Annotated in this window: 26 protein-coding genes; 19 read left to right on the top strand and 7 right to left on the bottom strand. The window is 56.0% G+C overall.

The features are described 5' to 3' along the window. Position 1: 1 nt before the first annotated feature. A complete protein-coding gene (gene cysH / locus ACMGG3_RS13640; RefSeq protein ID WP_014171401.1) occupies positions 2–736 on the top strand; it encodes a phosphoadenosine phosphosulfate reductase in 735 nt (244 codons plus the stop codon). A 54-nt stretch (positions 737–790) separates the two neighbouring features. On the opposite strand, the gene ACMGG3_RS13635 is transcribed toward cysH, so the two are convergent. After that, the gene (locus ACMGG3_RS13635) at positions 791–1,834 is read right to left on the bottom strand and encodes an aminopeptidase (RefSeq protein ID WP_032678868.1); all 1,044 of its coding nucleotides are present in this window, start codon (positions 1,832–1,834) and stop codon (positions 791–793) included. A 246-nt stretch (positions 1,835–2,080) separates the two neighbouring features. Here ACMGG3_RS13635 and cysG point away from each other — a divergent pair, with 246 nt between their 5' ends. The 13 genes from cysG (at position 2,081) to rpoS (ending at position 13,160) form a co-directional block, all read left to right on the top strand. Continuing rightward, positions 2,081–3,430: a siroheme synthase CysG gene (gene cysG / locus ACMGG3_RS13630; RefSeq protein ID WP_217193211.1), complete on the top strand. Its 1,350-nt coding sequence runs from the start codon at positions 2,081–2,083 to the stop codon at positions 3,428–3,430. A 9-nt stretch (positions 3,431–3,439) separates the two neighbouring features. Continuing rightward, positions 3,440–4,348 carry a sulfate adenylyltransferase subunit CysD gene (cysD, locus tag ACMGG3_RS13625; protein WP_006811770.1) on the top strand — a complete coding sequence of 303 codons (909 nt, stop codon included), beginning with the start codon at positions 3,440–3,442 and terminating at the stop codon, positions 4,346–4,348. 9 nt (positions 4,349–4,357) lie between these two features. Next, a complete protein-coding gene (gene cysN / locus ACMGG3_RS13620; RefSeq protein ID WP_410392761.1) occupies positions 4,358–5,782 on the top strand; it encodes a sulfate adenylyltransferase subunit CysN in 1,425 nt (474 codons plus the stop codon). Further along, a complete protein-coding gene (gene cysC, locus ACMGG3_RS13615) occupies positions 5,782–6,387 on the top strand; it encodes an adenylyl-sulfate kinase (RefSeq protein WP_014171397.1) in 606 nt (201 codons plus the stop codon). The genes cysN and cysC overlap by 1 nt, the downstream gene beginning before the upstream one ends. Positions 6,388–6,445: 58 nt before the next feature. Beyond that, positions 6,446–6,772: a DUF3561 family protein gene (locus tag ACMGG3_RS13610; protein WP_014171396.1), complete on the top strand. Its 327-nt coding sequence runs from the start codon at positions 6,446–6,448 to the stop codon at positions 6,770–6,772. A gap of 166 nt (positions 6,773–6,938) precedes the next feature. After that, positions 6,939–7,250, top strand: coding sequence for a cell division protein FtsB (ftsB, locus tag ACMGG3_RS13605; protein WP_008499609.1), 312 nt, complete (start codon positions 6,939–6,941; stop codon positions 7,248–7,250). 19 nt (positions 7,251–7,269) lie between these two features. Continuing rightward, positions 7,270–7,980, top strand: coding sequence for a 2-C-methyl-D-erythritol 4-phosphate cytidylyltransferase (gene ispD, locus ACMGG3_RS13600; RefSeq protein WP_414149246.1), 711 nt, complete (start codon positions 7,270–7,272; stop codon positions 7,978–7,980). Further along, positions 7,980–8,459 carry a 2-C-methyl-D-erythritol 2,4-cyclodiphosphate synthase gene (gene ispF, locus ACMGG3_RS13595; RefSeq protein WP_014171394.1) on the top strand — a complete coding sequence of 160 codons (480 nt, stop codon included), beginning with the start codon at positions 7,980–7,982 and terminating at the stop codon, positions 8,457–8,459. The genes ispD and ispF overlap by 1 nt, the downstream gene beginning before the upstream one ends. After that, the gene (gene truD, locus ACMGG3_RS13590) at positions 8,456–9,505 is read left to right on the top strand and encodes a tRNA pseudouridine(13) synthase TruD (RefSeq protein ID WP_014171393.1); all 1,050 of its coding nucleotides are present in this window, start codon (positions 8,456–8,458) and stop codon (positions 9,503–9,505) included. The genes ispF and truD overlap by 4 nt, the downstream gene beginning before the upstream one ends. Further along, positions 9,486–10,247: a 5'/3'-nucleotidase SurE gene (surE, locus tag ACMGG3_RS13585; protein ID WP_020883819.1), complete on the top strand. Its 762-nt coding sequence runs from the start codon at positions 9,486–9,488 to the stop codon at positions 10,245–10,247. Before truD ends, surE begins: the two co-directional genes overlap by 20 nt. Beyond that, positions 10,241–10,867, top strand: coding sequence for a protein-L-isoaspartate(D-aspartate) O-methyltransferase (locus ACMGG3_RS13580; RefSeq protein WP_414149245.1), 627 nt, complete (start codon positions 10,241–10,243; stop codon positions 10,865–10,867). Before surE ends, ACMGG3_RS13580 begins: the two co-directional genes overlap by 7 nt. 116 nt (positions 10,868–10,983) lie before the next feature. After that, entirely contained in the window at positions 10,984–12,108 is a 1,125-nt protein-coding gene (nlpD, locus tag ACMGG3_RS13575; protein WP_020883821.1) for a murein hydrolase activator NlpD, read from the top strand. A 59-nt stretch (positions 12,109–12,167) separates the two neighbouring features. After that, positions 12,168–13,160, top strand: coding sequence for an RNA polymerase sigma factor RpoS (gene rpoS, locus ACMGG3_RS13570; protein ID WP_013098493.1), 993 nt, complete (start codon positions 12,168–12,170; stop codon positions 13,158–13,160). Between the two features lie 52 nt (positions 13,161–13,212). Here the strand turns inward: rpoS and ACMGG3_RS13565 are convergent, their stop codons facing one another. Both ACMGG3_RS13565 and ACMGG3_RS13560 read right to left on the bottom strand, forming a co-directional pair. Beyond that, a complete protein-coding gene (locus ACMGG3_RS13565) occupies positions 13,213–13,590 on the bottom strand; it encodes a DUF4440 domain-containing protein (protein WP_414149244.1) in 378 nt (125 codons plus the stop codon). Continuing rightward, positions 13,587–14,795, bottom strand: coding sequence for an MFS transporter (locus tag ACMGG3_RS13560; RefSeq protein ID WP_414149243.1), 1,209 nt, complete (start codon positions 14,793–14,795; stop codon positions 13,587–13,589). Before ACMGG3_RS13560 ends, ACMGG3_RS13565 begins: the two co-directional genes overlap by 4 nt. Positions 14,796–14,902: 107 nt before the next feature. On the opposite strand from ACMGG3_RS13560, the gene ACMGG3_RS13555 reads away from it, so the two are divergent. Next, positions 14,903–15,790 (top strand): LysR family transcriptional regulator, encoded by an 888-nt coding sequence (locus tag ACMGG3_RS13555; protein WP_073396493.1) that lies wholly within the window; start codon positions 14,903–14,905, stop codon positions 15,788–15,790. Here the strand turns inward: ACMGG3_RS13555 and ACMGG3_RS13550 are convergent. Continuing rightward, positions 15,787–16,194, bottom strand: coding sequence for a MarR family winged helix-turn-helix transcriptional regulator (locus tag ACMGG3_RS13550; RefSeq protein ID WP_272755716.1), 408 nt, complete (start codon positions 16,192–16,194; stop codon positions 15,787–15,789). The genes ACMGG3_RS13555 and ACMGG3_RS13550 overlap by 4 nt on opposite strands. Before the next feature lie 171 nt (positions 16,195–16,365). Between ACMGG3_RS13550 and ACMGG3_RS13545 the strand changes: the two genes are divergently transcribed. From ACMGG3_RS13545 to ACMGG3_RS13535, 3 genes are read left to right on the top strand one after another with little or no spacing between them, the layout of a single operon-like run. Further along, positions 16,366–16,968, top strand: coding sequence for a non-oxidative hydroxyarylic acid decarboxylases subunit B (locus tag ACMGG3_RS13545; RefSeq protein ID WP_014171383.1), 603 nt, complete (start codon positions 16,366–16,368; stop codon positions 16,966–16,968). Continuing rightward, positions 16,958–18,385 (top strand): non-oxidative hydroxyarylic acid decarboxylases subunit C, encoded by a 1,428-nt coding sequence (locus tag ACMGG3_RS13540; RefSeq protein ID WP_014171382.1) that lies wholly within the window; start codon positions 16,958–16,960, stop codon positions 18,383–18,385. Before ACMGG3_RS13545 ends, ACMGG3_RS13540 begins: the two co-directional genes overlap by 11 nt. A 10-nt stretch (positions 18,386–18,395) precedes the next feature. Further along, positions 18,396–18,632: a non-oxidative hydroxyarylic acid decarboxylases subunit D gene (locus ACMGG3_RS13535; RefSeq protein WP_014171381.1), complete on the top strand. Its 237-nt coding sequence runs from the start codon at positions 18,396–18,398 to the stop codon at positions 18,630–18,632. Between the two features lie 97 nt (positions 18,633–18,729). Here the strand turns inward: ACMGG3_RS13535 and mutS are convergent, their stop codons facing one another. Both mutS and ACMGG3_RS13525 read right to left on the bottom strand, forming a co-directional pair. Then, complete coding sequence (gene mutS / locus ACMGG3_RS13530) at positions 18,730–21,291, bottom strand: DNA mismatch repair protein MutS (RefSeq protein ID WP_414149242.1); 2,562 nt, start codon at positions 21,289–21,291, stop codon at positions 18,730–18,732. Between the two features lie 113 nt (positions 21,292–21,404). Beyond that, on the bottom strand, positions 21,405–21,635 hold the full coding sequence (locus tag ACMGG3_RS13525) for a SymE family type I addiction module toxin (protein ID WP_032680397.1): 231 nt from the start codon (positions 21,633–21,635) through the stop codon (positions 21,405–21,407). A gap of 174 nt (positions 21,636–21,809) precedes the next feature. Between ACMGG3_RS13525 and ACMGG3_RS13520 the strand changes: the two genes are divergently transcribed. Then, positions 21,810–22,154, top strand: coding sequence for a nitrous oxide-stimulated promoter family protein (locus tag ACMGG3_RS13520; protein ID WP_333192792.1), 345 nt, complete (start codon positions 21,810–21,812; stop codon positions 22,152–22,154). A 66-nt stretch (positions 22,155–22,220) separates the two neighbouring features. On the opposite strand, the gene flhA is transcribed toward ACMGG3_RS13520, so the two are convergent. Next, entirely contained in the window at positions 22,221–24,293 is a 2,073-nt protein-coding gene (gene flhA / locus ACMGG3_RS13515) for a formate hydrogenlyase transcriptional activator FlhA (RefSeq protein ID WP_414149241.1), read from the bottom strand. Between the last annotated feature and the right edge of the window lie 35 nt (positions 24,294–24,328).

Below are 24,328 nucleotides of genomic sequence, written 5' to 3'. Positions count from 1 at the left end.
TATGTCCGTACTCGATCTAAACGCCCTAAACGAACTGCCAAAAGTCGATCGCATTCTGGCGCTGGCAGAAACCAATGCGCAGCTTGAAAAGCTCGACGCTGAAGGCCGCGTAGCATGGGCCCTGGAAAACCTGCCGGGTGATTATGTGCTCTCGTCGAGTTTTGGTATTCAGGCTGCGGTGAGTTTGCATCTGGTGAACCAGATTCGTCCGGACATTCCGGTGATCCTGACCGATACCGGCTACCTGTTCCCGGAAACCTACCAGTTTATCGATGAGCTGACGGACAAGCTCGGGCTGAACCTGAAGGTCTACCGCGCGGAGCAAAGCGCGGCCTGGCAGGAGGCGCGGTATGGCAAACTGTGGGAACAGGGCGTTGAGGGCATTGAGAAATACAATGAGATCAACAAGGTCGAGCCGATGAACCGGGCGCTGAAAGAGCTTAACGCGCAGACCTGGTTTGCGGGGTTACGCCGCGAGCAGTCCGGAAGTCGCGCCACGCTCCCGGTGCTGGCGGTTCAGCGCGGGGTGTTTAAAGTGCTGCCGATCATCGACTGGGATAACCGTACGGTTTACCAGTACCTGCAAAAACACGGACTGAAATACCACCCGCTCTGGGACCAGGGTTATCTGTCAGTGGGCGATACCCATACCACGCGTAAATGGGAACCGGGCATGGCGGAAGAAGAGACGCGATTCTTTGGACTTAAGCGCGAGTGCGGATTGCACGAAGGGTAAATTCTGTTCCCTTTTCCCTCACCCTCTTACAAAGGGTAAGGGACATGTTCTGTTCTACGCTTTCCCAGCTTTTGCCAGCTCTTTCACCAACGGCAGCATCACTTTAACCACATCCCGACTGCGGTGTTCAATCCGCTGCGGCAGTGCGCTATCAATATGCTGCTGATTATCCAGCAGCACGTTATGCCAGCTCGTCCCGTCCGGGAAAGCCTTCGATTTCACCCGCTGCTGATAACCGTCTTTCTTACCCAGCATCCAGTTAGTGGCTTCCACGTACAGAACAGGAATGCCCGCTTTATCGAACACTTCACCATCGTTACAGCAGCCGGTTCCGCGAGGATAATCGGGATTCCCGCCCGGGTTGCTGGTGGCATACACCCCATGGCTGCGGGCAATCGCCAGCGCGCGGTCGCGCGTCAGTTTACGCACGGTACCCGGCGTACTCTGTCCGCTGTTGAAATAGAGCTTATCGCCGACGATCAGGTTATCGAGGTTAATCACCAGCAGCGTATTTTTCCTCTCCTCGGCACTCATGCGTTTCAGGAGATTCTCCGCGCCAAGTTTTCCCTCTTCTTCACCGCTGGTAGCAACGAAACGGATCCCGTATTGGGTTGGAATGTCTTTCATTCGCTCTGCCAGTTCGAGCATCACGCCCAGACCCGCCGCGTTATCGTCCAGCCCCTGTAACGTCAGCCCGCCGAGATTATTGTCGGTATCGGCGTCGCTCATTGGCGCGTAGGTGTCCAGGTGCGCCATGATAATGATCTGTTCCGCCGCGCTACCTTCATGCGCCGCAATGACCGTACTGCCGGTCACGTTATGCCAGTTTTTTGTTTTATTGCGCGAGGTATAGACGTAGCGGCTGTGAAACGATCGGATATCGCTCTGGTAACCCATGTCAGCAAATTGCTGGCGAATATAATCGGCGGAAAGCATTTCCGCTGGCGTGCCGGTCATACGACCCGGAAAGACGGTCGCAATATGCCGCGCCTGCATATTCGCGATTTCACCATAGGGCTGATTTTTTGCCTGGGCCGGAAGGATAAAGCAAACGCCGAGCGCCAGGGCAGCGATACGGTGGCGCGTTGCGGAAAACATAGTGAGTCCTTAAAAACAGAGCAAAATTTTAACCCGCCTAGTATGAAACTGTGATCGACCATACACAATTTGAATTGCTCTTAAATGCCCGAAAATTCGCGTGTTAAGCACTTTTTGATCTTTGCTTTTCCACGGCGTTATTCCATTGAGTAACTACTCATTCCAATTCGTAATTTCATTCGATCTAAGCCGCCCCCTATAGTCCCACTATTCCTTGTTGTTAGTGAGTTGTAGCTTGTGGACTATCTGCCCCTTTTTGCCGCGATAAAAGACAGACCTGTGCTGGTAGTCGGCACCGGTGAGGTTGCCGATCGCAAAATCGCGTTTCTGCAGCGAGCGGGGGCGCAGGTACGGGTAGTCGACGAGGCGGATTTCGACGAGTCGCAAATCGACACCGTGGTGCTGGTGATTGCGGCAACCGATAACCGTGAGCTCAACCGCCGTATTTCAGAGGCGGCTCAGGCCCGTCACCGTCTGGTGAACGTGGTGGACGATCGGCCGCTGTGTTCGTTTATCTTCCCGTCGATTGTTGACCGTTCGCCATTGCTGGTGGCCATCTCCTCCGGCGGGACCGCGCCGGTGCTGGCACGCGTGCTGCGGGAAAAAATCGAAGCGCTTTTGCCTACCAGCCTTGGGCGGATGGCGGAGAAAGCGAGCTTCTGGCGCAACCATCTGAAAACGCGCCTGAACAGCGTGACGGAACGCCGTCGCTTCTGGGAGCGCGTGTTCCGCGGTCGATTTGCCAGCCTGATGCATGCCGGAAATGAAACGGCGGCGCAGCAGATCCTCGAAGATGAGCTGGATAACCCTGGCAGTAGCGGCGGCGAGATCATTCTGGTCGGTGCGGGGCCGGGTGATGCCGGGCTGCTGACCCTGCGCGGCCTGCAGGTGCTTCAGGATGCCGATGTGGTGTTCTATGACCATCTGGTCACCGACGGGGTGCGCGAATTGATTCGCCGTGACGCAGAACAAATCTGCGTTGGCAAACGGGCGGGCGAGCACTCTGTACCGCAGCATGACACCAACCAGATGCTGGTGGCGGCGGCAAAAGCGGGCAAAACGGTGGTGCGGCTTAAAGGTGGCGACCCGTTTATCTTTGGTCGCGGCGGGGAAGAGCTGCAGGCGGCGGCTGAAGCGGGCGTGCCGTTCCAGGTCGTCCCGGGTATCACGGCGGCTTCCGCAGTGACGGCCTACGCCGGTATACCGCTTACTCACCGCGATTACGCCCAGAGCGTGACCTTTGTCACGGGCCATTACAAGGCGGACAGCACCCCGTTTGACTGGTCGCATCTGGCCCAGAGTCGTCAGACGCTGGCTATCTATATGGGCACGATGAAGGCGGCGGACATCAGTGAACAACTTATTCAACACGGTCGAGAGGCAACCACGCCGGTCGCCGTAATTTCTCGCGGCACGCGCGTCGATCAGCATGTGGCTATCGGTACGCTACAGGATCTTGCCACCCTGGCGAAAGAGGCCCCTATGCCCGCGCTTATCGTGGTAGGGGAAGTGGTGCACCTGCACAGCACACTCGCCTGGTTTCAACATACAACAGACTCAGAGGGGTTTGGCTCCTCTGTGGTGAATCTGGCTTAAGGAACGGTTATGGACCAAAAACGACTTACTCACCTGCGGCAGCTCGAAGCGGAAAGTATCCATATTATCCGCGAAGTGGCAGCCGAATTCTCTAACCCGGTGATGATGTATTCCATCGGTAAAGATTCCAGCGTGATGCTACACCTGGCGCGTAAAGCGTTTTACCCGGGTACGCTGCCGTTCCCGCTGCTGCACGTTGATACCGGCTGGAAATTCCGTGAAATGTATGAATTCCGCGACCGTACGGCAAAAGCCTACGGCTGCGAACTTCTGGTGCATAAAAATCCGGAAGGGGTGGCGATGGGCATTAACCCGTTCGTGCACGGTAGCGCCAAACACACTGACATCATGAAAACCGAAGGGCTGAAGCAGGCGCTGAACAAATACGGTTTTGACGCGGCCTTCGGCGGCGCACGCCGTGACGAAGAAAAATCCCGTGCGAAAGAGCGTATCTACTCTTTCCGCGACCGCTTCCACCGCTGGGATCCAAAAAACCAGCGCCCGGAGCTGTGGCATAACTACAACGGTCAGATCAACAAGGGCGAAAGCATTCGCGTGTTCCCGCTCTCCAACTGGACCGAGCTGGATATCTGGCAGTACATCTATCTGGAAAATATCGAGATCGTGCCGCTGTACCTGGCCGCTGAACGTCCGGTGCTGGAGCGTGACGGCATGCTGATGATGATCGATGACGATCGCATCGACCTGCAGCCAGGCGAAGTGATCAAAAAACAGATGGTGCGTTTCCGTACCCTCGGCTGCTGGCCATTGACCGGTGCCGTGGAGTCCAGTGCGCAGACGCTGCCGGAGATCATTGAAGAGATGCTGGTGTCGACCACCAGTGAGCGACAGGGCCGCGTGATTGACCGCGACCAGGCAGGCTCCATGGAGCTGAAGAAACGTCAGGGTTATTTCTAAGGAGCCGCCATGAACACGACCATTGCTCAACAAATTGCCAATGAAGGCGGCGTAGAAGCTTATCTGCACGCGCAACAACACAAAAGCCTGCTGCGCTTTCTGACCTGCGGCAGCGTCGATGACGGGAAAAGCACGCTGATCGGCCGTCTGCTGCACGATACGCGTCAGATTTACGAAGATCAGCTCTCTTCCCTGCACAACGACAGTAAACGTCATGGTACCCAGGGCGAGAAACTCGACCTGGCACTGCTGGTGGACGGCCTGCAGGCCGAGCGCGAGCAGGGCATCACCATTGATGTGGCGTATCGCTATTTCTCCACCGAGAAGCGCAAATTTATTATTGCCGACACCCCGGGGCACGAGCAGTACACCCGTAACATGGCGACCGGTGCGTCTACCTGTGAACTGGCGATCCTGCTGATTGACGCCCGTAAAGGGGTACTGGATCAGACTCGTCGCCACAGCTTTATCTCCACGTTGCTGGGGATCAAACACCTGGTGGTGGCGGTCAACAAAATGGATCTGGTGAACTTCAGCGAAGAGAAGTTTGATGAGATCCGTCAGAGTTACCTGACGTTTGCTGAACAGCTGCCGGGTAACCTGGATATTCGCTTTGTGCCGCTCTCTGCGCTGGAAGGCGACAACGTGGCTTCCCAGAGCGCGAACATGCCGTGGTATAGCGGCCCGACGCTGCTCGAAGTGCTGGAAACTGTGGAGATCCAGCGCGTGGTCGACACCCAGCCGATGCGCTTCCCGGTTCAGTACGTTAACCGTCCAAACCTCGATTTCCGCGGTTTCTCCGGCACTATCGCGTCGGGCACCGTGGCGGTCGGTCAGCGTGTTAAAGTTCTGCCGTCTGGTGTGGAATCCACCATCAGCCGTATCGTCACCTTTGATGGCGATCTGCCGCAAGCCGGTGCGGGTGAAGCGGTCACGCTGGTATTGAAAGATGAAATTGATATCAGCCGCGGCGATCTGCTGGTGGACGCTCAGGAGACGCTGGCAGCGGTGCAGGGGGCTTCCGTTGATGTGGTGTGGATGGCTGAACAACCGCTGACCGCCGGTCAGAGCTACGACATTAAAATCGCGGGTAAGAAAACCCGTGCCCGCGTGGACGGTATTCAGTTCCAGGTGGACATCAATAACCTGACCCAGCGCGACGTCACCGAACTGCCGCTGAATGGCATTGGTCTGGTCGACGTGACCTTTGACGAGCCGCTGGTGCTGGATCCCTACCAGCAGAACCCGGTAACGGGTGGGCTGATCTTTATCGATCGCCTCTCCAACGTGACCGTGGGTGCCGGTATGGTGCGTGAGCCAAATGAACAGGCTACGGTAGCCTCTGAGTTCAGCGCTTTTGAGCTGGAGCTGAATGCGCTGGTGCGTAAGCACTTCCCGCACTGGGGTGCGCGCGATCTGCAGGGAGGCAAGTAATGGCCGCCCATGATGAGAACGTCGTCTGGCATCCTCATCCGGTCACCGTCGCGCAGCGCGAGAAACTTCACGGTCATCGTGGCGTGGTACTGTGGTTTACCGGGCTATCCGGCTCTGGTAAATCCACGGTAGCGGGCGCGCTGGAAGAGGCGCTACACCAGCAGGGGGTCAGTACCTACCTGCTGGATGGCGACAATGTGCGCCACGGCCTGTGCAGCGATTTGGGCTTCAGCGACGACGATCGTAAAGAGAATATTCGCAGGGTGGGGGAAGTGGCCAGCCTGATGGCGGATGCCGGGTTAGTGGTACTGACCGCGTTTATCTCACCGCATCGTGCCGAACGCCAGATGGTGCGCGAGCGCGTCGGGCAGGATCGCTTTATCGAAGTGTTTGTCGATACGCCGCTGGAAATTTGCGAAGCGCGCGATCCCAAAGGGCTGTATAAGAAAGCGCGTGCGGGAGAGCTGCGAAACTTCACCGGCATTGACTCGGTGTACGAAGCGCCTGAATCGCCTGAAATTCACCTGGAAGGTCAACAATTGGTAACAAATTTAGTAAGCCAATTATTAGACCTGCTCAGGCGGGACGATATTATCAGATCCTGAGACGGTATCGTTCGGGAGCTGTCTTCCCGAACGATGAGTCACGGTCACAGGATCAGCTATGCGCAACAGTGAGAACTACATTATTACCACCGGGTCGGAGCCGTTAGCGACCGACGACGAGACGACCTGGTCCTTTCCTGGGGCCATAGTCGGCTTCGTCTCGTGGTTGCTGGCCCTGGGCATCCCTTTTCTTATCTACGGCGGTAATACGCTGTTCTTCTTTCTCTATACCTGGCCTTTCTTCCTGGCGCTGATGCCTGTGGCGGTTGTCGTCGGTATTGCGCTGCACTCGCTGCTTAATGGCAAACTCCTTTACAGTACCGTGGTCACGATTGTGACGGTGGTTCTGATGTTTGGTCTGTTATTTTTGTGGCTCATGGGCTAACTTCAGCCATAATTCAAACCGTAAACAACTGTGTGACGATATTGAGCAAGGCGATTCTGCGGAAAAAATGTGGTACATTTGCCCGCGATGTTGCGGCATCTCTGTTACCCCGGCAAAGAGATCTGGGGGCGTTTTGGGATGATGATGCCGTTTTTCAGGGGGCAGGATGGGTAAACTAACGCTGCTGTTGCTGGCTTTGCTGATCTGGCTGCAATATTCGCTGTGGTTCGGTAAAAACGGACTGCACGACTATAGCCGGGTAAGCGATGACGTCGCGGCTCAGCAGGCAACAAACGCCAAACTTAAGGCGCGAAACGATCAACTTTTTGCTGAAATTGATGACCTCAATGGCGGGCAAGAGGCGATTGAGGAACGCGCACGCAATGAACTCAGTATGACTAAGCCGGGCGAAACTTTTTATCGTCTGGTTCCGGATGCGTCTAAACGCAATCAGGGCTCAGCACAAAACAATCGATAATCAGGCCCAGGATTACGACATGGCAGTAACTTTTTCGGACGTATGCGCCGTGGTGCCGGCTGCGGGTTTTGGCCGGCGCATGCAGACAGAATGTCCCAAGCAATACCTCTCTATTGGCGATAAAACGATCCTCGAACATTCCGTGGCGGCGCTGCTGGCGCATCCGCGGGTGACGCGCGTGATTATCGCTATCAGCCCGGGTGATGCGCGTTTCGCGCAGTTACCGCTGGCAAATCATCCGCAGATTACCGTTGTTGACGGCGGCGCCGAGCGTGCCGATTCCGTGCTGGCGGGCATTCAGGCCGCCGGTGAGGCACCATGGGTTCTGGTCCATGACGCTGCCCGTCCGTGCCTGCATCAGGATGACCTTGCGCGCCTGCTGGCGCTTAGCGAAACCAGCCGGGTAGGCGGTATTCTTGCCGCCCCGGTACGCGACACCATGAAGCGTGCTGAGCCGGACAAGCAGGCTATCGCGCACACCGTTGAGCGCGTCGATTTATGGCACGCGCTGACCCCCCAATTTTTCCCCCGCGAATTACTTCACGACTGCTTAACGCGTGCGCTTAAAGAAGGTGCGACCATCACGGACGAAGCCTCGGCGCTGGAGTATTGCGGTTTCCATCCTGAGCTGGTTGAAGGACGCGCTGATAATATAAAAGTGACGCGTCCGGAAGATTTACAGCTCGCGGAATTTTATCTTACCCGTTCGACCCATCAGGAGAAGGCATAATGCGAATTGGACACGGTTTTGATGTACACGCCTTTGGCGGAGAAGGCCCAATTATCATTGGCGGCGTACGCATTCCTTATGAAAAAGGGCTGCTTGCGCATTCTGATGGCGACGTAGCTTTACATGCCCTGACCGATGCATTGCTGGGTGCTGCGGCACTGGGCGATATCGGTAAGCTGTTCCCGGACACTGACCCGGCCTTCAAAGGTGCGGACAGCCGTGCGCTGCTGCGTGAAGCCTGGCGTCGTATTCAGGCGAAAGGCTACACCCTCGGCAACGTGGATGTGACGATCATCGCTCAGGCCCCCAAAATGCTGCCGCATATCCCGCAGATGCGCGTGTTCATTGCAGAAGATCTCGGTTGCCACATGGATGATGTTAACGTCAAAGCGACGACAACAGAGAAACTGGGCTTTACCGGTCGCGGTGAAGGGATTGCCTGTGAGGCCGTGGCGCTGCTGGTGAAGGCAAGCCAATGACGGACTTCGACAACCTGACCTGGCTGCACGGTAAACCGCAGGGGAACGGGCTGCTGAAAGCCAGCCCTGAAGATTTTGTTGTGGTGGAAGACCTGGGATTCGCACCGGATGGCGAAGGCGAACATATCCTGGTACGCATTCTGAAAAATGGCTGCAATACCCGTTTTGTGGCCGATGCGCTGGCAAAATTCCTCAAAATTCATGCCCGCGAAGTGAGCTTTGCCGGGCAGAAAGATAAACACGCCGTCACCGAACAGTGGCTCTGCGCGCGCGTGCCGGGTAATACGATGCCTGATTTAAGCAAATTTGAGCTTGAGGGCTGTAAGGTACTGGAATACGCACGCCATAAGCGCAAACTGCGTCTGGGCGCGTTGAAGGGCAACCATTTTACGCTGGTACTGCGCGAGATTTCGGACCGTGATGATGTGGAAAAACGCCTGAACGCTATTAACGCGTGCGGCGTACCAAACTATTTTGGCGCACAGCGCTTTGGTATCGGCGGCAGCAACCTGCTCGGCGCACTGCGCTGGGCGCAAAGCGATGCCCCGGTCCGCGACAGGAATAAACGCAGTTTTTGGTTGTCGGCGGCCCGCAGTGCGTTGTTTAATCAGATTGTGAGCGAACGGCTGAAAAAACCGGACGCGAATCAAGTTGTTGTCGGCGATGCGCTACAATTAGCGGGACGCGGGAGCTGGTTTGTGGCAACGGCTGAAGAAATGGCCGATGTGCAGTCGCGCGTGGATACTCAAACGCTGATGATTACCGCAGCTTTGCCCGGCACGGGCGACTGGGGTACGCAGGGCGATGCGCTGGCTGCTGAGCAGTCTGCCGTCGCTGATATGCAGGCATTACAAACACTGCTGGTGCGGGAAAAAGTCGAGGCGGCACGCCGTGCGATGCTGCTCTATCCGCAACAGTTGAGCTGGAACTGGTGGGACGATGTAACCGTCGAGTTACGCTTCTGGCTGCCGGCAGGTAGCTTTGCCACCAGTGTTGTCAGGGAACTTATCAACACATCGGGTGATTATGCGAATATTGCTGAGTAACGATGACGGGATCCATGCGCCGGGTATACAGACCCTGGCGAAACACCTTCGCGAATTTGCGGAAGTGCAGGTCGTGGCACCCGATCGTAACCGCAGTGGAGCGTCTAACTCTCTGACGCTGGAGTCGTCGCTTCGCACCTTTACCTTCGAAAATGGTGATATCGCCGTCCAGATGGGCACGCCGACCGACTGCGTTTTTCTGGGCGTGAACGCGCTGATGCGCCCGCGCCCGGACATCGTCGTCTCCGGTATTAACGCCGGGCCCAATCTTGGCGACGATGTGATTTACTCCGGAACCGTGGCCGCCGCCATGGAAGGGCGCCATCTGGGGTTCCCTGCACTGGCCGTTTCGTTAAACGGCCACACGCACTACGACACGGCGGCAGCGGTGACCTGTTCTCTCCTGCGGGCGCTCAATCGCGAGCCGCTGCGTACCGGGCGCATCCTCAATATTAACGTGCCGGATCTGCCGCTGAGTGAAATCAAAGGCATTCGCGTAACGCGTTGCGGAAGCCGACACCCGGCTGACCAGGTGATCCCGCAGCAGGATCCGCGCGGCAATACGCTTTACTGGATTGGTCCTCCTGGCGACAAGTGTGACGCCGGACCGGATACCGACTTTGCCGCCGTTGATGAAGGATATGTCTCGGTTACGCCACTGCATGTAGATTTAACCGCGTATAGTGCGCATGATGTGGTGTCGGGTTGGCTGGATCGCGCAGGAGTGAACGCGCAATGGTAAGCAAACGTGTACAAACTCTTCTGGAACAGCTACGCGCTCAGGGGATCCGCGACGAGCATGTGCTCGACGCGCTCGCCCAGGTGCCGCGTGAGAAATTTGTAGACGAGGCGTTTGAACACAAAGCGTGGGAAAACGTGGCGCTGCCTATCGGGCAGGGTCAGACGATTTCACAGCCTTACATGGTGGCGCGTATGACGGAGCTGCTGGAGCTCACGCCCCATTCGCGCGTGCTGGAAATTGGCACCGGGTCGGGGTACCAAACCGCGATCCTGGCGCATCTGGTGCACCATGTTTGCTCCGTTGAGCGTATTAAAGGTTTGCAGTGGCAGGCGCGTCGTCGCCTGAAACAACTTGATTTACATAACGTTTCGACACGACACGGTGATGGATGGCAGGGTTGGCAGGCACGCGCCCCGTTTGACGCGATCATCGTGACGGCTGCTCCACCTGAAATTCCCGCTACTCTGTTATCGCAGCTGGATGAAGGCGGCATTCTTGTTCTGCCTGTCGGGGACGAGCAACAGCTCCTGAAGCGCGTTCGTCGGCGTGGCGGCGAGTTTATTATCGATACCGTGGAAGCCGTGCGCTTTGTTCCTCTGGTAAAGGGGGAGTTGGCCTGAGACTCAGAATTATCCAGGGTTATTAAGGCAAATTCAGCGTATGGTGTGGCGCGAAAGATTCGTGTCATCACGGTAAATTTTAAGTCACTGGTAGTTAACACATTCCTGGGGGATAAATGAGCGCGGGAAGCCCTAAATTCACCATCAGCCGTGTTGCGGCATTATCACTGGTTTCGCTCTGGCTGGCAGGCTGTACAAGTTCTAATAATGCACCTGCGCCCGTCAGTTCCGTGGGAGGATCCAGCAGCTCGGGTAACACGTCCAGCGGAATGTTGATCACGCCTCCGCCTAAAATGGGCACTGCTGCGGCACAACAAAATCCGCCCATTCAGCCAATGCAGCCTCCTGTTACGCAGCCAACACAGGTTCAGCCAGTGGAACACCCTGTGCAGACTCAAAATGGCCGCATAGTGTATAACCGCCAGTATGGGAACATTCCGAAAGGTAGCTATACCGGTGGGAGCACCTATACCGTAAAACGCGGCGACACGCTGTTCTATATTGCGTGGATCACCGGGAACGATTTCCGTGACCTGGCGCAGCGTAATAACGTCCAGGCCCCGTATGGTCTGGAAGTCGGCCAGACGCTCCAGGTGGGCAATGCGACGGGTACGCCGCTCACGCCTGGCAACACCGTTTCAGCGGCCGATGTCACTGCACAAAATAACAGCGTTAAGCCTGCACAAAAATCCACCACGGTGGTTGCTTCACAACCGGTAATTACGTATTCTGAGGATTCAGGTGATCAGACTGCTAACAAAATGTTGCCGAATAATAAAGGGACTGCGACTGTTGTCACAGCACCGACTACGGCACCTGTGGTTAGCTCTACTGAACCGACTGCCAGCAGTATGACCTCCAGTTCGCCAATTTCTGCATGGCGCTGGCCAACTGACGGCAAGGTTATCGAAAACTTCTCTTCCTCTGAGGGAGGAAATAAAGGGATCGATATCGCAGGGAATAAGGGACAGGCTATTATCGCGACCGCAGACGGTCGTGTTGTATATGCCGGTAACGCTCTGCGCGGTTACGGTAATCTTATTATCATCAAACATAACGATGATTACCTGAGTGCCTACGCCCATAACGACACAATGCTGGTCCGGGAACAACAAGAAGTTAAGGCGGGGCAAAAAATCGCTACCATGGGTAGCACCGGCACCAGTTCTACACGCTTGCATTTTGAAATTCGTTACAAGGGGAAATCCGTAAACCCGCTGCAGTATTTGCCGCAGCGATAAGTTGACGGGGCATGCCAGCCAGGGTGTCTCGTTCAGGGATCACGGGTAGGAGCCACCTTATGAGTCAGAATACGCTGAAAGTTCATGATTTAAATGAAGATGCGGAATTTGATGAGAACGGAGCAGAGGCTTTTGATGAAAAAGCCTTAGTAGAAGAGGAACCCAGTGATAACGATTTGGCTGAAGAAGAGCTGTTATCGCAGGGCGCCACACAGCGTGTACTGGACGCGACTCAGCTTTACCTTGGGGAGATTGGTTACTCCCCACTGTTAACGGCCGAAGAAGAAGTCTATTTCGCACGTCGTGCTTTGCGTGGTGATGTTGCCTCGCGCCGTCGCATGATTGAAAGTAACTTGCGTCTGGTCGTGAAAATTGCCCGTCGTTACGGCAATCGAGGTCTGGCTCTGCTGGACCTGATTGAAGAGGGCAACTTAGGTCTCATCCGCGCAGTTGAGAAGTTTGACCCGGAACGCGGGTTCCGTTTCTCAACCTACGCGACCTGGTGGATTCGTCAGACCATCGAACGGGCGATTATGAACCAAACCCGTACGATTCGCCTGCCGATTCACATCGTCAAAGAGTTGAACGTCTATCTGCGTACTGCGCGCGAGTTGTCCCATAAACTGGACCACGAGCCAAGCGCGGAAGAGATCGCCGAACAACTTGATAAACCGGTTGATGACGTAAGCCGTATGCTGCGTCTCAACGAGCGCATTACCTCCGTTGACACCCCGTTGGGTGGCGACTCCGAAAAAGCGCTGCTGGACATCCTGGCCGATGAAAAAGACAACGGTCCGGAAGACACCACGCAGGACGATGACATGAAACAGAGCATCGTCAAATGGCTGTTCGAACTGAACGCCAAACAGCGTGAAGTGCTGGCACGTCGTTTCGGTTTACTGGGGTATGAAGCTGCAACACTGGAAGACGTCGGCCGCGAAATTGGCCTGACCCGTGAACGTGTTCGTCAGATTCAGGTTGAAGGTCTGCGTCGCCTGCGTGAAATCCTGCAGGGACAAGGTCTGAATATCGAAGCGCTGTTCCGCGAATAAGCAATCTTTCATCAAAAAAGGCCCGTCGTGAGACGGGCCTTTTTCTTTTGCGTTACGATTGTGCCGTTTCGTGCAGCAAACGCCACGTTATCTTGCCATCCTTCTGATTGAGCACGGCGGTTGACCAGCGCACATTGACGGGCTGATCCGGGCGAGTTTGCGTTTCCCGGTAGTGAAGCACTGCGCCGTTGGCCCACGTCTGTAGCGTCGTTATCTCATCAAGAACAATCTCCAGACCAGGACGGCTGCCGCGCTGAAGGTCCAGGAAACCGACCAGCGCGTTATAGTCAAAATGGACGCCACCTGGGGTGAGCATCATAAAATCCGGCTGAAAGTGGGCAAGCAGGGCGTCAACATCCCCTTCGCCCTTACCCAACCAGTTCTCCAGCTTAACGTGAACGTCGATAATGTCCTGTTCGAAATGGGTCATGGTTTCTCCTGTTGCACCTCTGAAAGCACCTGCGTGTTGTTAAGACGAAAGACGTACACGACGGGCAGTAATGTGATGGCCGCAGCAACACTAAACATCCCGTGCCATGCGGTGAGCGGCGTGAAAAACGCCAGTGTCAGGTTCAGCACCTGCGAGAGCAGGAATGCCCCGGCAAAAAAACTGATCTGACGATTAAGATTCCATAGCGCGCTGGCGTCAGGCATATCGTCGCGCGGCGTCGTTAAAAATGCGCTGCTTTGCGCCGTACTGCTGCAAAGACTGCCGCCCGCGCCCATTAACGTAAACGCGACGCCAGGTAACAACACTGTGGTAGTCGGGCTGACGTTAAGCAGCAGTAAAACGCCCAGCGCCTGTAACAGGCAACCCACGACAATGAGAGGCCGGGGACCCACGCGGTTAAAATAACGTCCGGTCGCGGTGATCGCCATAAACGAGGCCAGAGACCATGGCAGCATCAGCATCCCCGTTGCGGCAGGTGTCATGTGCGCCTCGCTCTGAAGATAATACATCCCCGTGACGTTCACCCCAATAAACATGCCGGGTACGCACAAATAGACAAGCATGGAAAAACGCAGCAGCGGGTCGGCCAGCAGGGGCAGGTTTAACAGCCTGCTCGCTTTCACGGGGGCCCTCTCATTCTTAAGCCACACGCAGGCCAGGAAAAACGTCACGGCGGCGACAGGCGTTGTGGCAAAAAATATCCATCGCCAGCTGAGTGCCTGAACCAGCACTCCCCCTGCGGCGGGTGAGCATGCAGGCGCAAGCAATGCAACCAGCATGACCGCAGAAGAGAGCCTGGCACGCTCATGGGGTTTAAACTGTTGCCAGGTCAGCGCTTGTCCGACCGGGATCAGTAACCCCCCTCCCATGCCCTGCAGCACTCGCCAGGCAATCAGGCTCTCAAGTGAGGATGACAAACCTGCCGCAACGGAGGCGGCGCTAAAGAGAAAAAGCGAAAGCAGAATGACATGCTTCGGCCCGAGCCTGTGCGTCAGCAGGGTGCTGAAGGGGATGACGAGTGTCAGACCGGCAATATAGCCGTTACTGACCCAGGCAAGCGATGAGGGCGTGGCGTTGAACGCCTGAGCCATTGCCGGGAAAGCGACGCTGGCGATAAACATATTAATTAAATCAAGAAAAAAGCCCAGCAGATAGACAACGGCGACTTTGCTGCGATACGACATGGCGGCACCTCCAGTGAGGGGCGTATCGTATCGGGCAGGGAGGTACGGATAAACGTTATAAAGCGCGATATACTGTCAAAAAATTTTTGACAGTAATAGGGCTGACAATGATTAATTTGCAGCGTACCGCGATGTTTGTCGCCGTCGCAGATACCGGGAGTTTCACCGCCGCAGCAGAGGCAATGGGGCTGACAAAAGCGGTGGTCAGCTTCAATATCCGCCAGCTGGAAGATGAACTGGGTGTCACCCTGTTGCTGCGTTCCACCCGTCGACTGACGTTAACCGAGGCAGGGAGGCTTTTCCATCAACGGAGCGTCGCGCTTTTAAAGGACGCGGAACGCCTGAAGGACGACGTCCGTGCAAACCATGCAGGTCTCACGGGGGAGTTGCGGATCACCACCACACCGGAGTACGGCTCGCAGGTTGTGGTCCCGTTACTGGCTGAGTTTAGCCAGCAACACCCGGACCTTCGCGTGCGTCACGTTTCGTCTTCACTGCATGCCGATTTGATTTCAGAGCGCTTTGATGTCGCCATCCGGCTGGGAACCCTTGCCGATTCACGCTATCACGCGGCACTGATAACGCAGTTCACTATTTTCCCCGTAGCGACGCCCGGCTGGCTGCGTAACCATCCTGTAGAATCGCTTGAACAGCTGGCGAAAGCTGACTGGATTATTCATGAGCGCTTAGCCTCGCCGCTGCGCTGGCAGGTGAACGATGCCAGCGGTGAGCCTGCCACGCTGGAAATTAAAAAAGCACCGCGTTTGTTTGCGGACAGTGCTCAGGCGCTGATGGCCTTTGCGGTCGCGGGATGCGGTGTGGCGCTGTTGCCGGCGTGGCTGGTGCGCCATGCGCTTGATGACGGCACGCTGGTGTCGGTTTTACCGGAATATACCTTTGCGCGGCAGGGCATCTATGCGGTTTATCCCGATGCCCCGCATGTGCCCGCGAAAGTGCGCACCTTTATCGATTTTATGCGCACCCGGGTTAACTAGTCGCGCATCATTTTTTTGACGAGTGCGGAGAATTGCGCCCGCTCGTCGTTGCTCAGCCGCCCTAAAAACGCCTCATCCACGTCATTGCCGAGCGGTTTACAGCTGGCAAGCAGCGCTTCACCTTCCGGCGTCAGAAAGACGAAACGACGGCGCTTGTCCGCCGGATCGTGCTCGCGTTTTACCAGTCCACGCGCCTCCATGCGGCTCAGCATCTCCGCGAGCGTCGCCTTTGTGCTGACCGCCACTTCTGTCAGAGCAACTTGCTCAATCCCCGGATTTTCGGCAATAGACCGCAATACCGCGTACTGCGGTTTGGTCAGTTCCGGCAATACATGTTGCCAACGGGCAGTATGCTGTTGAAAAAGCTGGCGTAACAGGTGAAACGCCTCTTGTCTCAGTTCCATGAACACTCCGACGAAAAATTCTCTCCCTATGATAGCCGCTCTTGCCCAGGATTTTAACGCGGCAATTTTTAGCAATTAATGTGATCGTGTACGAACAATATTGTCAGAAACAGGATCCGGGAGTAACGTACCTAACATGTTCGTATGCGAACTAATTAATTGAGGTGCTGAATGAGATTGATAGTTGGAATGACGGGCGCAACGGGAGCGCCGCTGGGCGTAGCGTTGCTGCAGGCATTACGTGACATGCCGGAGGTGGAGACCCATCTGGTCATGTCGAAATGGGCAAAAACCACCATTGAGCTGGAGACGCCCTACACCGCACAGGATGTGGCTGCGCTGGCCGATGTTGTCCACAGCCCAGCCGATCAGGCTGCCACTATCTCATCCGGCTCGTTTCGCACCGACGGCATGATCGTCATTCCCTGCAGTATGAAAACGCTGGCAGGCATTCGCGCAGGCTACGCCGAAGGACTGGTGGGCCGTGCGGCAGATGTGGTGCTGAAAGAGGGGCGCAAACTGGTGCTGGTTCCTCGTGAAACCCCGCTCAGCACCATTCATCTCGAGAATATGCTCGCACTGTCCCGTATGGGCGTGGCAATGGTGCCGCCGATGCCCGCGTATTACAACCACCCGCAGACCGCCGACGATATCACCCATCACATTGTGACCCGCGTGCTCGACCAGTTTGGTCTGGAGCACAAAAAAGCGCGCCGCTGGAACGGGTTGCGGGAAGCAAAACATTTTTCACAGGAGAATAAAGATGGCATTTGATGATTTGAGAAGCTTCCTGCAGGCGCTCGATGAGCAAGGGCAACTTCTGAAAATTGAAGAAGAAGTGAATGCAGAACCGGACCTGGCCGCGGCAGCCAACGCCACAGGCCGTATTGGTGACGGCGCACCGGCGCTGTGGTTCGATAATATTCGCGGGTTTACCGATGCCCGGGTGGTAATGAACACCATTGGTTCCTGGCAGAATCATGCCATTTCTATGGGACTGCCCGCGAACACCCCCGTCAAAAAACAGATTGATGAGTTTATTCGCCGCTGGGATAAATTCCCCGTCACGCCAGAGCGCCGTGCAGATCCCGCCTGGGCTCAAAATACGGTGGAGGGTGAAGGCATTAACCTTTTCGACATCCTGCCGCTGTTCCGTCTGAACGACGGTGACGGCGGTTTTTACCTCGACAAAGCGTGCGTCGTTTCGCGCGATCCGCTTGATGCGGATAACTTCGGCAAGCAGAACGTCGGTATCTATCGCATGGAAGTGAAGGGAAAACGCAAGCTGGGTCTGCAACCGGTTCCGATGCACGATATCGCCCTGCATTTGCATAAAGCGGAAGAGCGCGGTGAAGATCTGCCGGTCGCGATTACGCTTGGCAATGATCCGATTATTACACTTATGGGCGCGACGCCGCTGAAATACGATCAATCTGAGTATGAGATGGCCGGTGCGCTGCGCGAAAGCCCCTATCCCATTGCGACGGCACCGCTGACCGGCTTTGATGTACCGTGGGGATCTGAAGTCATTCTGGAAGGGGTGATTGAAGGCCGCAAGCGCGAAATCGAAGGACCCTTTGGTGAGTTTACCGGGCACTACTCTGGTGGCCGTAACATGACGGTGGTGCGTATAGATAAAGTGTCTTACCGCACAAAACCCATTTTTGAATCCCTCTACCTCGGCATGCCGTGGACCGAAATTGACTACCTGATGGGCCCGGCTACCTGTGTACCGCTCTACCAGCAGCTGAAAGCAGAATTTCCGGAAGTGCAGGCGGTCAATGCCATGTATACCCACGGTTTGCTGGCGATTATCTCCACCAAAAAACGCTACGGTGGCTTTGCCCGTGCAGTCGGCTTACGTGCTATGACCACGCCGCACGGCCTGGGCTATGTGAAGATGGTGATTATGGTGGATGAAGACGTTGACCCGTTCAACCTGCCGCAGGTGATGTGGGCGCTGTCCTCGAAGGTGAACCCGGCGGGCGATCTGGTGCAGTTGTCGAATATGTCGGTGCTTGAACTGGACCCGGGCTCCAGCCCGGCAGGCATTACCGACAAACTGATTATTGATGCCACCACGCCTGTTGCACCCGACAACCGGGGCCACTTCAGCCAGCCGGTACAGGATTTACCTGAAACCAAGGCCTGGGCCGAAAAACTGACTGCGATGCTGGCTGCACGCCAATAAGGAGGAAAAGATGATATGTCCACGTTGTGCTGATGAGCATATTGAGGTGATGGCAACATCACCGGTGAAAGGGGTCTGGACTGTCTATCAGTGCCAGCATTGTCTGTATACCTGGCGTGACACGGAGCCGCTACGCCGGACCCACCGCGATCATTATCCGCAAGCGTTTCGCATGACGCAGAAGGATATCGATGACGCACCACAGGTGCCGACGATCCCGCCGTTACTGGCCGACGATAAGCGCTAAAAAAAGCCGGGTGGCGGTTTCGCCTTACCCGGCCTGTGTGTTTCAGATACCGCTACTTCCCGGCAGACCCGGTAAGCATTGCGCCACCGGGTGCGGATTACACCAGGCTTTTCAGGCGATAAATCCACTCCAGCGCCTGACGCGGCGTGAGCGAGTCCGGATCGAGATTTTCCAGCGCCTCAACGGCCGGTGACGTCTCTTCTGCCGGGGCTAGCAACGACATTTGCGTACCATCAATCTGCGTGGCCGCGGCATTCGGTGACAGGCTCTCCAGCTCACGCAATTTCTGGCGCGCACGTTTGATCACCTCTTTTGGAACCCCCGCCAGCGCGGCCACGGCCAGGCCATAACTCTTGCTCGCGGCACCATCCTGTACGGTGTGCATAAAGGCGATGGTATCGCCATGTTCCAGCGCATCGAGGTGGACGTTTGCCACGCCTTCCATCTTTTCTGGCAACTGTGTCAGCTCGAAATAGTGGGTTGCGAACAGCGTCATTGCCTTGATCTTATTGGCAAGGTTTTCAGCGCAGGCCCATGCCAGTGACAGACCATCATAGGTTGATGTTCCGCGCCCGACTTCATCCATCAATACCAGGCTGTATTCGGTCGCGTTATGCAGAATATTGGCGGTTTCGGTCATCTCCACCATAAAGGTTGAGCGGCCGCTGGCCAGATCGTCCGCTGCCCCGACACGGGTAAATATACGGTCGATAGGGCCAATCTCCACTTTTTGAGCAGGAACGTAGCTGCCGATATAGGCGAGCAGAGCGATAAGCGCTGTCTGGCGCATATAGGTACTTTTACCGCCCATGTTTGGACCGGTAATGATCAGCATTCTTCTCTGCGGCGACAGGCTTAGCGGGTTGGAGATGAACGGCTCGTTCAGCACCCGTTCCACAACCGGATGACGGCCTTCGGTGATGCGAATACCGGGTTTATCGGTAAAGGTCGGGCAGGTGTAGTTCAGCGTTTCAGCGCGTTCTGCCAGGTTGACCAGCACGTCCAGCTCTGCCAGCGCGCTGGCGCTTGACTGCAGGTCTGCAAGGTGCGGCATCAGCATGTCGAACAGCTCTTCATACAGCTGTTTCTCCAGCGCCAGCGCCTTGCCTTTCGAGGTGAGAACTTTGTCCTCGTACTCTTTCAGTTCAGGGATAATGTAACGCTCAGCGTTTTTCAGCGTCTGGCGGCGCACGTAGTGGATGGGGGCCAGATGGCTTTGTCCACGGCTGATCTGAATGTAGTAACCGTGAACCGCGTTATAGCCCACTTTGAGGGTATCGAGCCCAAGGCGTTCGCGCTCGCGAATTTCCAGCTTATCCAGGTAGTCCGTGGCACCGTCGGCCAGCGCACGCCATTCATCCAGCTCTTCGTTGTAGCCCGGGGCAATTACGCCGCCGTCACGCACCAGAACCGGAGGTGCGTCAATAATGGCGCGTTCGAGCAGCTCGCGCAGCTCGCTAAATTCACCCATGGTTTCACGCAGTTTCTGCACCGGCGCGCTATCCACATCGGCGAGCAAGCTGCGCAATTCCGGCAACTGCTGGAAGGCGTGACGCATGCGGGCGAGGTCGCGCGGACGCGCCGTACGCAGCGCCAGACGCGCAAGAATACGCTCCAGATCGCCGACCTGGCGCAGCACGGGCTGCAGTTCACTGTAGCGATCCTGCAACGCGGCAATCGTCTGCTGACGACAGGTAAGCGTGTCGGTATCGCGAATGGGCATATGCAGCCAGCGTTTTAACATACGGCTGCCCATCGGCGTCACCGTGCTGTCGAGGACGGAAGCGAGGGTGTTTTCCATGCTTCCGGCCAGATTCTGGGTGATCTCCAGATTACGACGCGTCGCGGCATCCATAATGATGCTGTCCTGCTGCCGCTCCATCGTGATCGAGCGGATATGCGGCAGGGTGGTGCGCTGGGTATCTTTGACGTACTGCAGCAGGCAACCCGCGGCACACAGTCCGCGCGGGGCGTTTTCCACACCAAAGCCAATCAGATCGCGGGTGCCAAACTGCAGATTCAACTGCTGGCGCGCGGTATCAATTTCGAACTCCCACAGCGGACGACGGCGCAAACCGCGGCGGCCTTCAATCAGCGCCATCTCGGCAAAATCTTCGGCATAGAGCAGTTCTGCCGGGTTCGTGCGCTGCAATTCAGCCGCCATCGTTTCACGATCTGCCGGTTCGCTCAGACGAAAACGTCCGGAGCTGATATCCAGCGTCGCATAACCGAAACCTTTGCCGTCCTGCCACAGTGCTGCCAGCAGGTTATCCTGACGCTCCTGCAGCAGGGCTTCGTCGCTGATCGTACCAGGCGTGACGATGCGCACGACTTTGCGCTCAACCGGCCCTTTTGACGTTGCCGGATCGCCGATCTGTTCGCAGATGGCGACTGACTCACCCTGATTCACCAGTTTCGCAAGGTAGTTTTCTACCGCGTGATGCGGAATACCGGCCATGGGAATGGGCTCGCCTGCAGATGCGCCACGCCGGGTCAGCGAGATGTCGAGCAACTGCGACGCACGTCTGGCATCGTCATAAAATAGCTCGTAAAAATCGCCCATACGGTAGAACAGCAAGATTTCCGGATGCTGTGCTTTCAGCTTCAGATACTGCTGCATCATCGGCGTATGTGCGTCGAAATTGTCGATTGTGCTCATGGAGTTATGATGTCCATTTCTTTGAAAATAATACGCTTTGGGCGGCTCAGTGGCCGTTAGTTCCTTCTATTGTCGCATGAAAAAAAGGTACGGCGCAGAAAAATGTCGCGGCTTTACGAGGCGCCTTCCTGCACTAACTCAATGACAATTTTTCCATGCTCAACCCCCACTCTGACCTGCGAATGGGTGGTAAACCCCGCTTTTTCAAGCCAGTCGCCCTTTAAGCTTAGCGCCGCATGCACGCTGTAGCGTTTGGGTATCTTGGTGTTACGGTCTTCATGACGCTTTCTGAAATACCCCACTTTCAAATGACGATAGGATTTGGTGATAGCGATCTCGTGCATACGGCCTCCGGACAACGTGGACAAGGGTCATTCCTGATGCTGTATAAAATACCAGTAATTTACTGCAGGCGTGGGCTTAATACTGGAATCAGCCTTCAGAAAACAGAATGCAACACCTGAAATCAGTATCTGAAAGGTGTATTATAAATGCACTTTATTGTCTGGTGAGCCGTTATGTCCGGAAAACGCATTGCACGTGAGAAAGAGACGATCGCGAAAATGATCGCGCTGTATGAAACACAGTGTCCTCAGGCTTCGCAGGAAGAGGGGCATTATCAGGCGCTGAAAGCGTATGCCAATAAGCGCCTGGATAAATGCGTTTTTGGTGAGGAAAAACCCGCCTGTAAACAGTGCCCTGTTCACTGCTATCAGCCTGCCAGGCGCGAAGAGATGAAGCAGGTGATGCGCTGGGCTGGACCACGCATGTTATGGCGTCATCCCATCCTGACGGTACGCCACCTGATGGATGACCGTCGCCCGGCACCAGAATTACCGGAAAAGTATCGCCCGAAAAAGTAACCGTTCAGGCGCTTCGCTGACAACCGTATCCCAACGCCTGCATGCGGGATCTCAGCCAGAATGACGCTACACCAGGCTCTCTTTATCAATCCCGAGACGTTTCATGCGCGACAGCAGCGTGGTGCGTTTTAGCCCCAGTCGCTGGGCGGCACCTTTCGGACCGGCCACGACACCGTTAGTCTCTTTCAGCACGCGCATGATCAGCTGATATTCGTCTTCACCTTCCTGCGCCACGTCGGTGGCTGTAACCGGTGTTTCAGGCAGGGAAACTTCGGGCAGGGAGAGTTGCAGTACGTTACCGCGCGTCAGCAATACCGCGCGCTCAATGACGTTTTCCAGTTCACGGACGTTACCCGGCCACTCCATTGAGGAGAGGGTACGTAGCGTCTCGGCGGGGATACTGTCGATGTTGCGGCCCATCCGGCGGGCTATTTTGGCGGTAAACGCTTTGACCAGCAGAGGGATATCTTCCGGCCGTTCACGCAGGGGCGGCAGGCAGATTGGGAAGACGTTCAGGCGATAATAGAGGTCGCTTCGAAACTCACGGTCGGCGACCATTTTTTTCAGGTCGCGGTTGGTGGCGGCAATGAGCCGGACGTCTGTCTGGATAAGTTTGTTACTGCCAAGACGTTCAAACTCCTGCTCCTGCAGGACGCGAAGCAGTTTGGGCTGCAGCTCCAGAGGCATGTCACCCACTTCATCAAGGAACAACGAGCTTTTGTCCGCCAGCTCGAAACGGCCCAGACGCTGGCTGCTGGCACCGGTAAACGCGCCGCGTTCGTGGCCAAAGAGATCGCTTTCCAGCAGGCCTGCGGGCATAGCGGCGCAGTTCATCTTCACCATGCGGCGGCTGTTACGGTTGCTGAGGTTGTGGATCGCACGGGCAATCAGCTCTTTACCGGTGCCGGTTTCACCGAGGATCAGCACCGTACTGTCACTTTGCGCCACCATCTCCACCTGTTTCAGCACGCTGTACATGGCATCGCTGCGGCCGATGATTTCGCCAAACTCGCTGTCCACGTTGTTGAGCTGTTCCGTCAGCGCCAGGTTTTCATCCACCAGCCGTTCTTTCAGACGGTGGATCTCCTGATAGGCCAGCGCGTTATCCAGTGCGATGGAGATACGCTCGGCAATCTGGCGCAACAGTTTCAGGTTGGCGGTGGTAAAGACGCCCTCTTCACACTGCGCCAGCTTCAGGACACCAAGCATAGTATTGCCGGACATCAGCGGCAGCAGGCACAGCGTCTGGATTTTATTCCCCCAGGTGTTAAACAGCATCCGCTCATAAGGCGCGAGCGCATCCTGCTCGTTGAGATTGAGCAGCAGGATCTCTTTGCTTTTAAATACCCGCTCAGAGAGCGTGCCCGCCTCATCCACTTCACTCTGTTCGTGGGCGGGGTTTGCCTCATCAAGATAGTGGGTGGAGTAGATGTTCAGCTTGCCTTTCCGGTGCCCCCGGAGCGCAATACTGATGGCGTCGATTTTGAAATAGTGGTGGATCTCTTTTGAGACTTCGCTGACCAGCTCATCCATATCGAGGCGCGAAAGCACCGCGTTGGTGATAGCCACCAGGATCCGGAAATTGTCACGTTCGCGGCTCAGCAGGTCATAATCCACATTATTGGTGACGCGGCTTTGAATTTGCTCCGCGACCACGCCCACAATCTGGGTAAAGGTGTGCAGACGCTCGTATTCCGCCTCGCTCCACGGCTGGTCGGTGTGACGAATAAACTCGCAGCCGCCGAAGATATGCCCTTCCACCGCCAGTGGCAGCAGGCTGTAATGGCCGAAAGGCGGGTATAACTGACTCTGCGCCAGCATCGGCCACGCCTCGCGAAATTCCTCAAAATTGCAGTGCAGCGCCTCCGGGCGGGAAAGAATACGCCGGACAGGACCATGAGCGAGGTAGGTTTCATCCTCGTACTCAAACGCTTTGCCATTGTCGCGCGTTGAATAGTAGCTCGCGCGATGGCTTGCGCTATGCCAGAGCACAATTGCGGCGCTGTCTGCCAGCGCTGATTGCCTGACCAGCCGCGTCAGGGCATCGCTCAGCGCGCCAAGATCGGGCTGCTGTAAAAGTGTGCGCGTAATGTCAAACAGGCCCTGCTGTCCAAGATCGCTCATCGGTGTATACGGCATATTGCTTTCCAATAGAAACTGGCAAAAAAGAGAAA

It is taken from the genome of Enterobacter sp. BNK-18, from assembly GCF_047456135.1.
GTDB lineage: Bacteria > Pseudomonadota > Gammaproteobacteria > Enterobacterales > Enterobacteriaceae > Enterobacter > Enterobacter ludwigii.
This window is presented reverse-complemented; position numbering and strand designations above follow the sequence as displayed.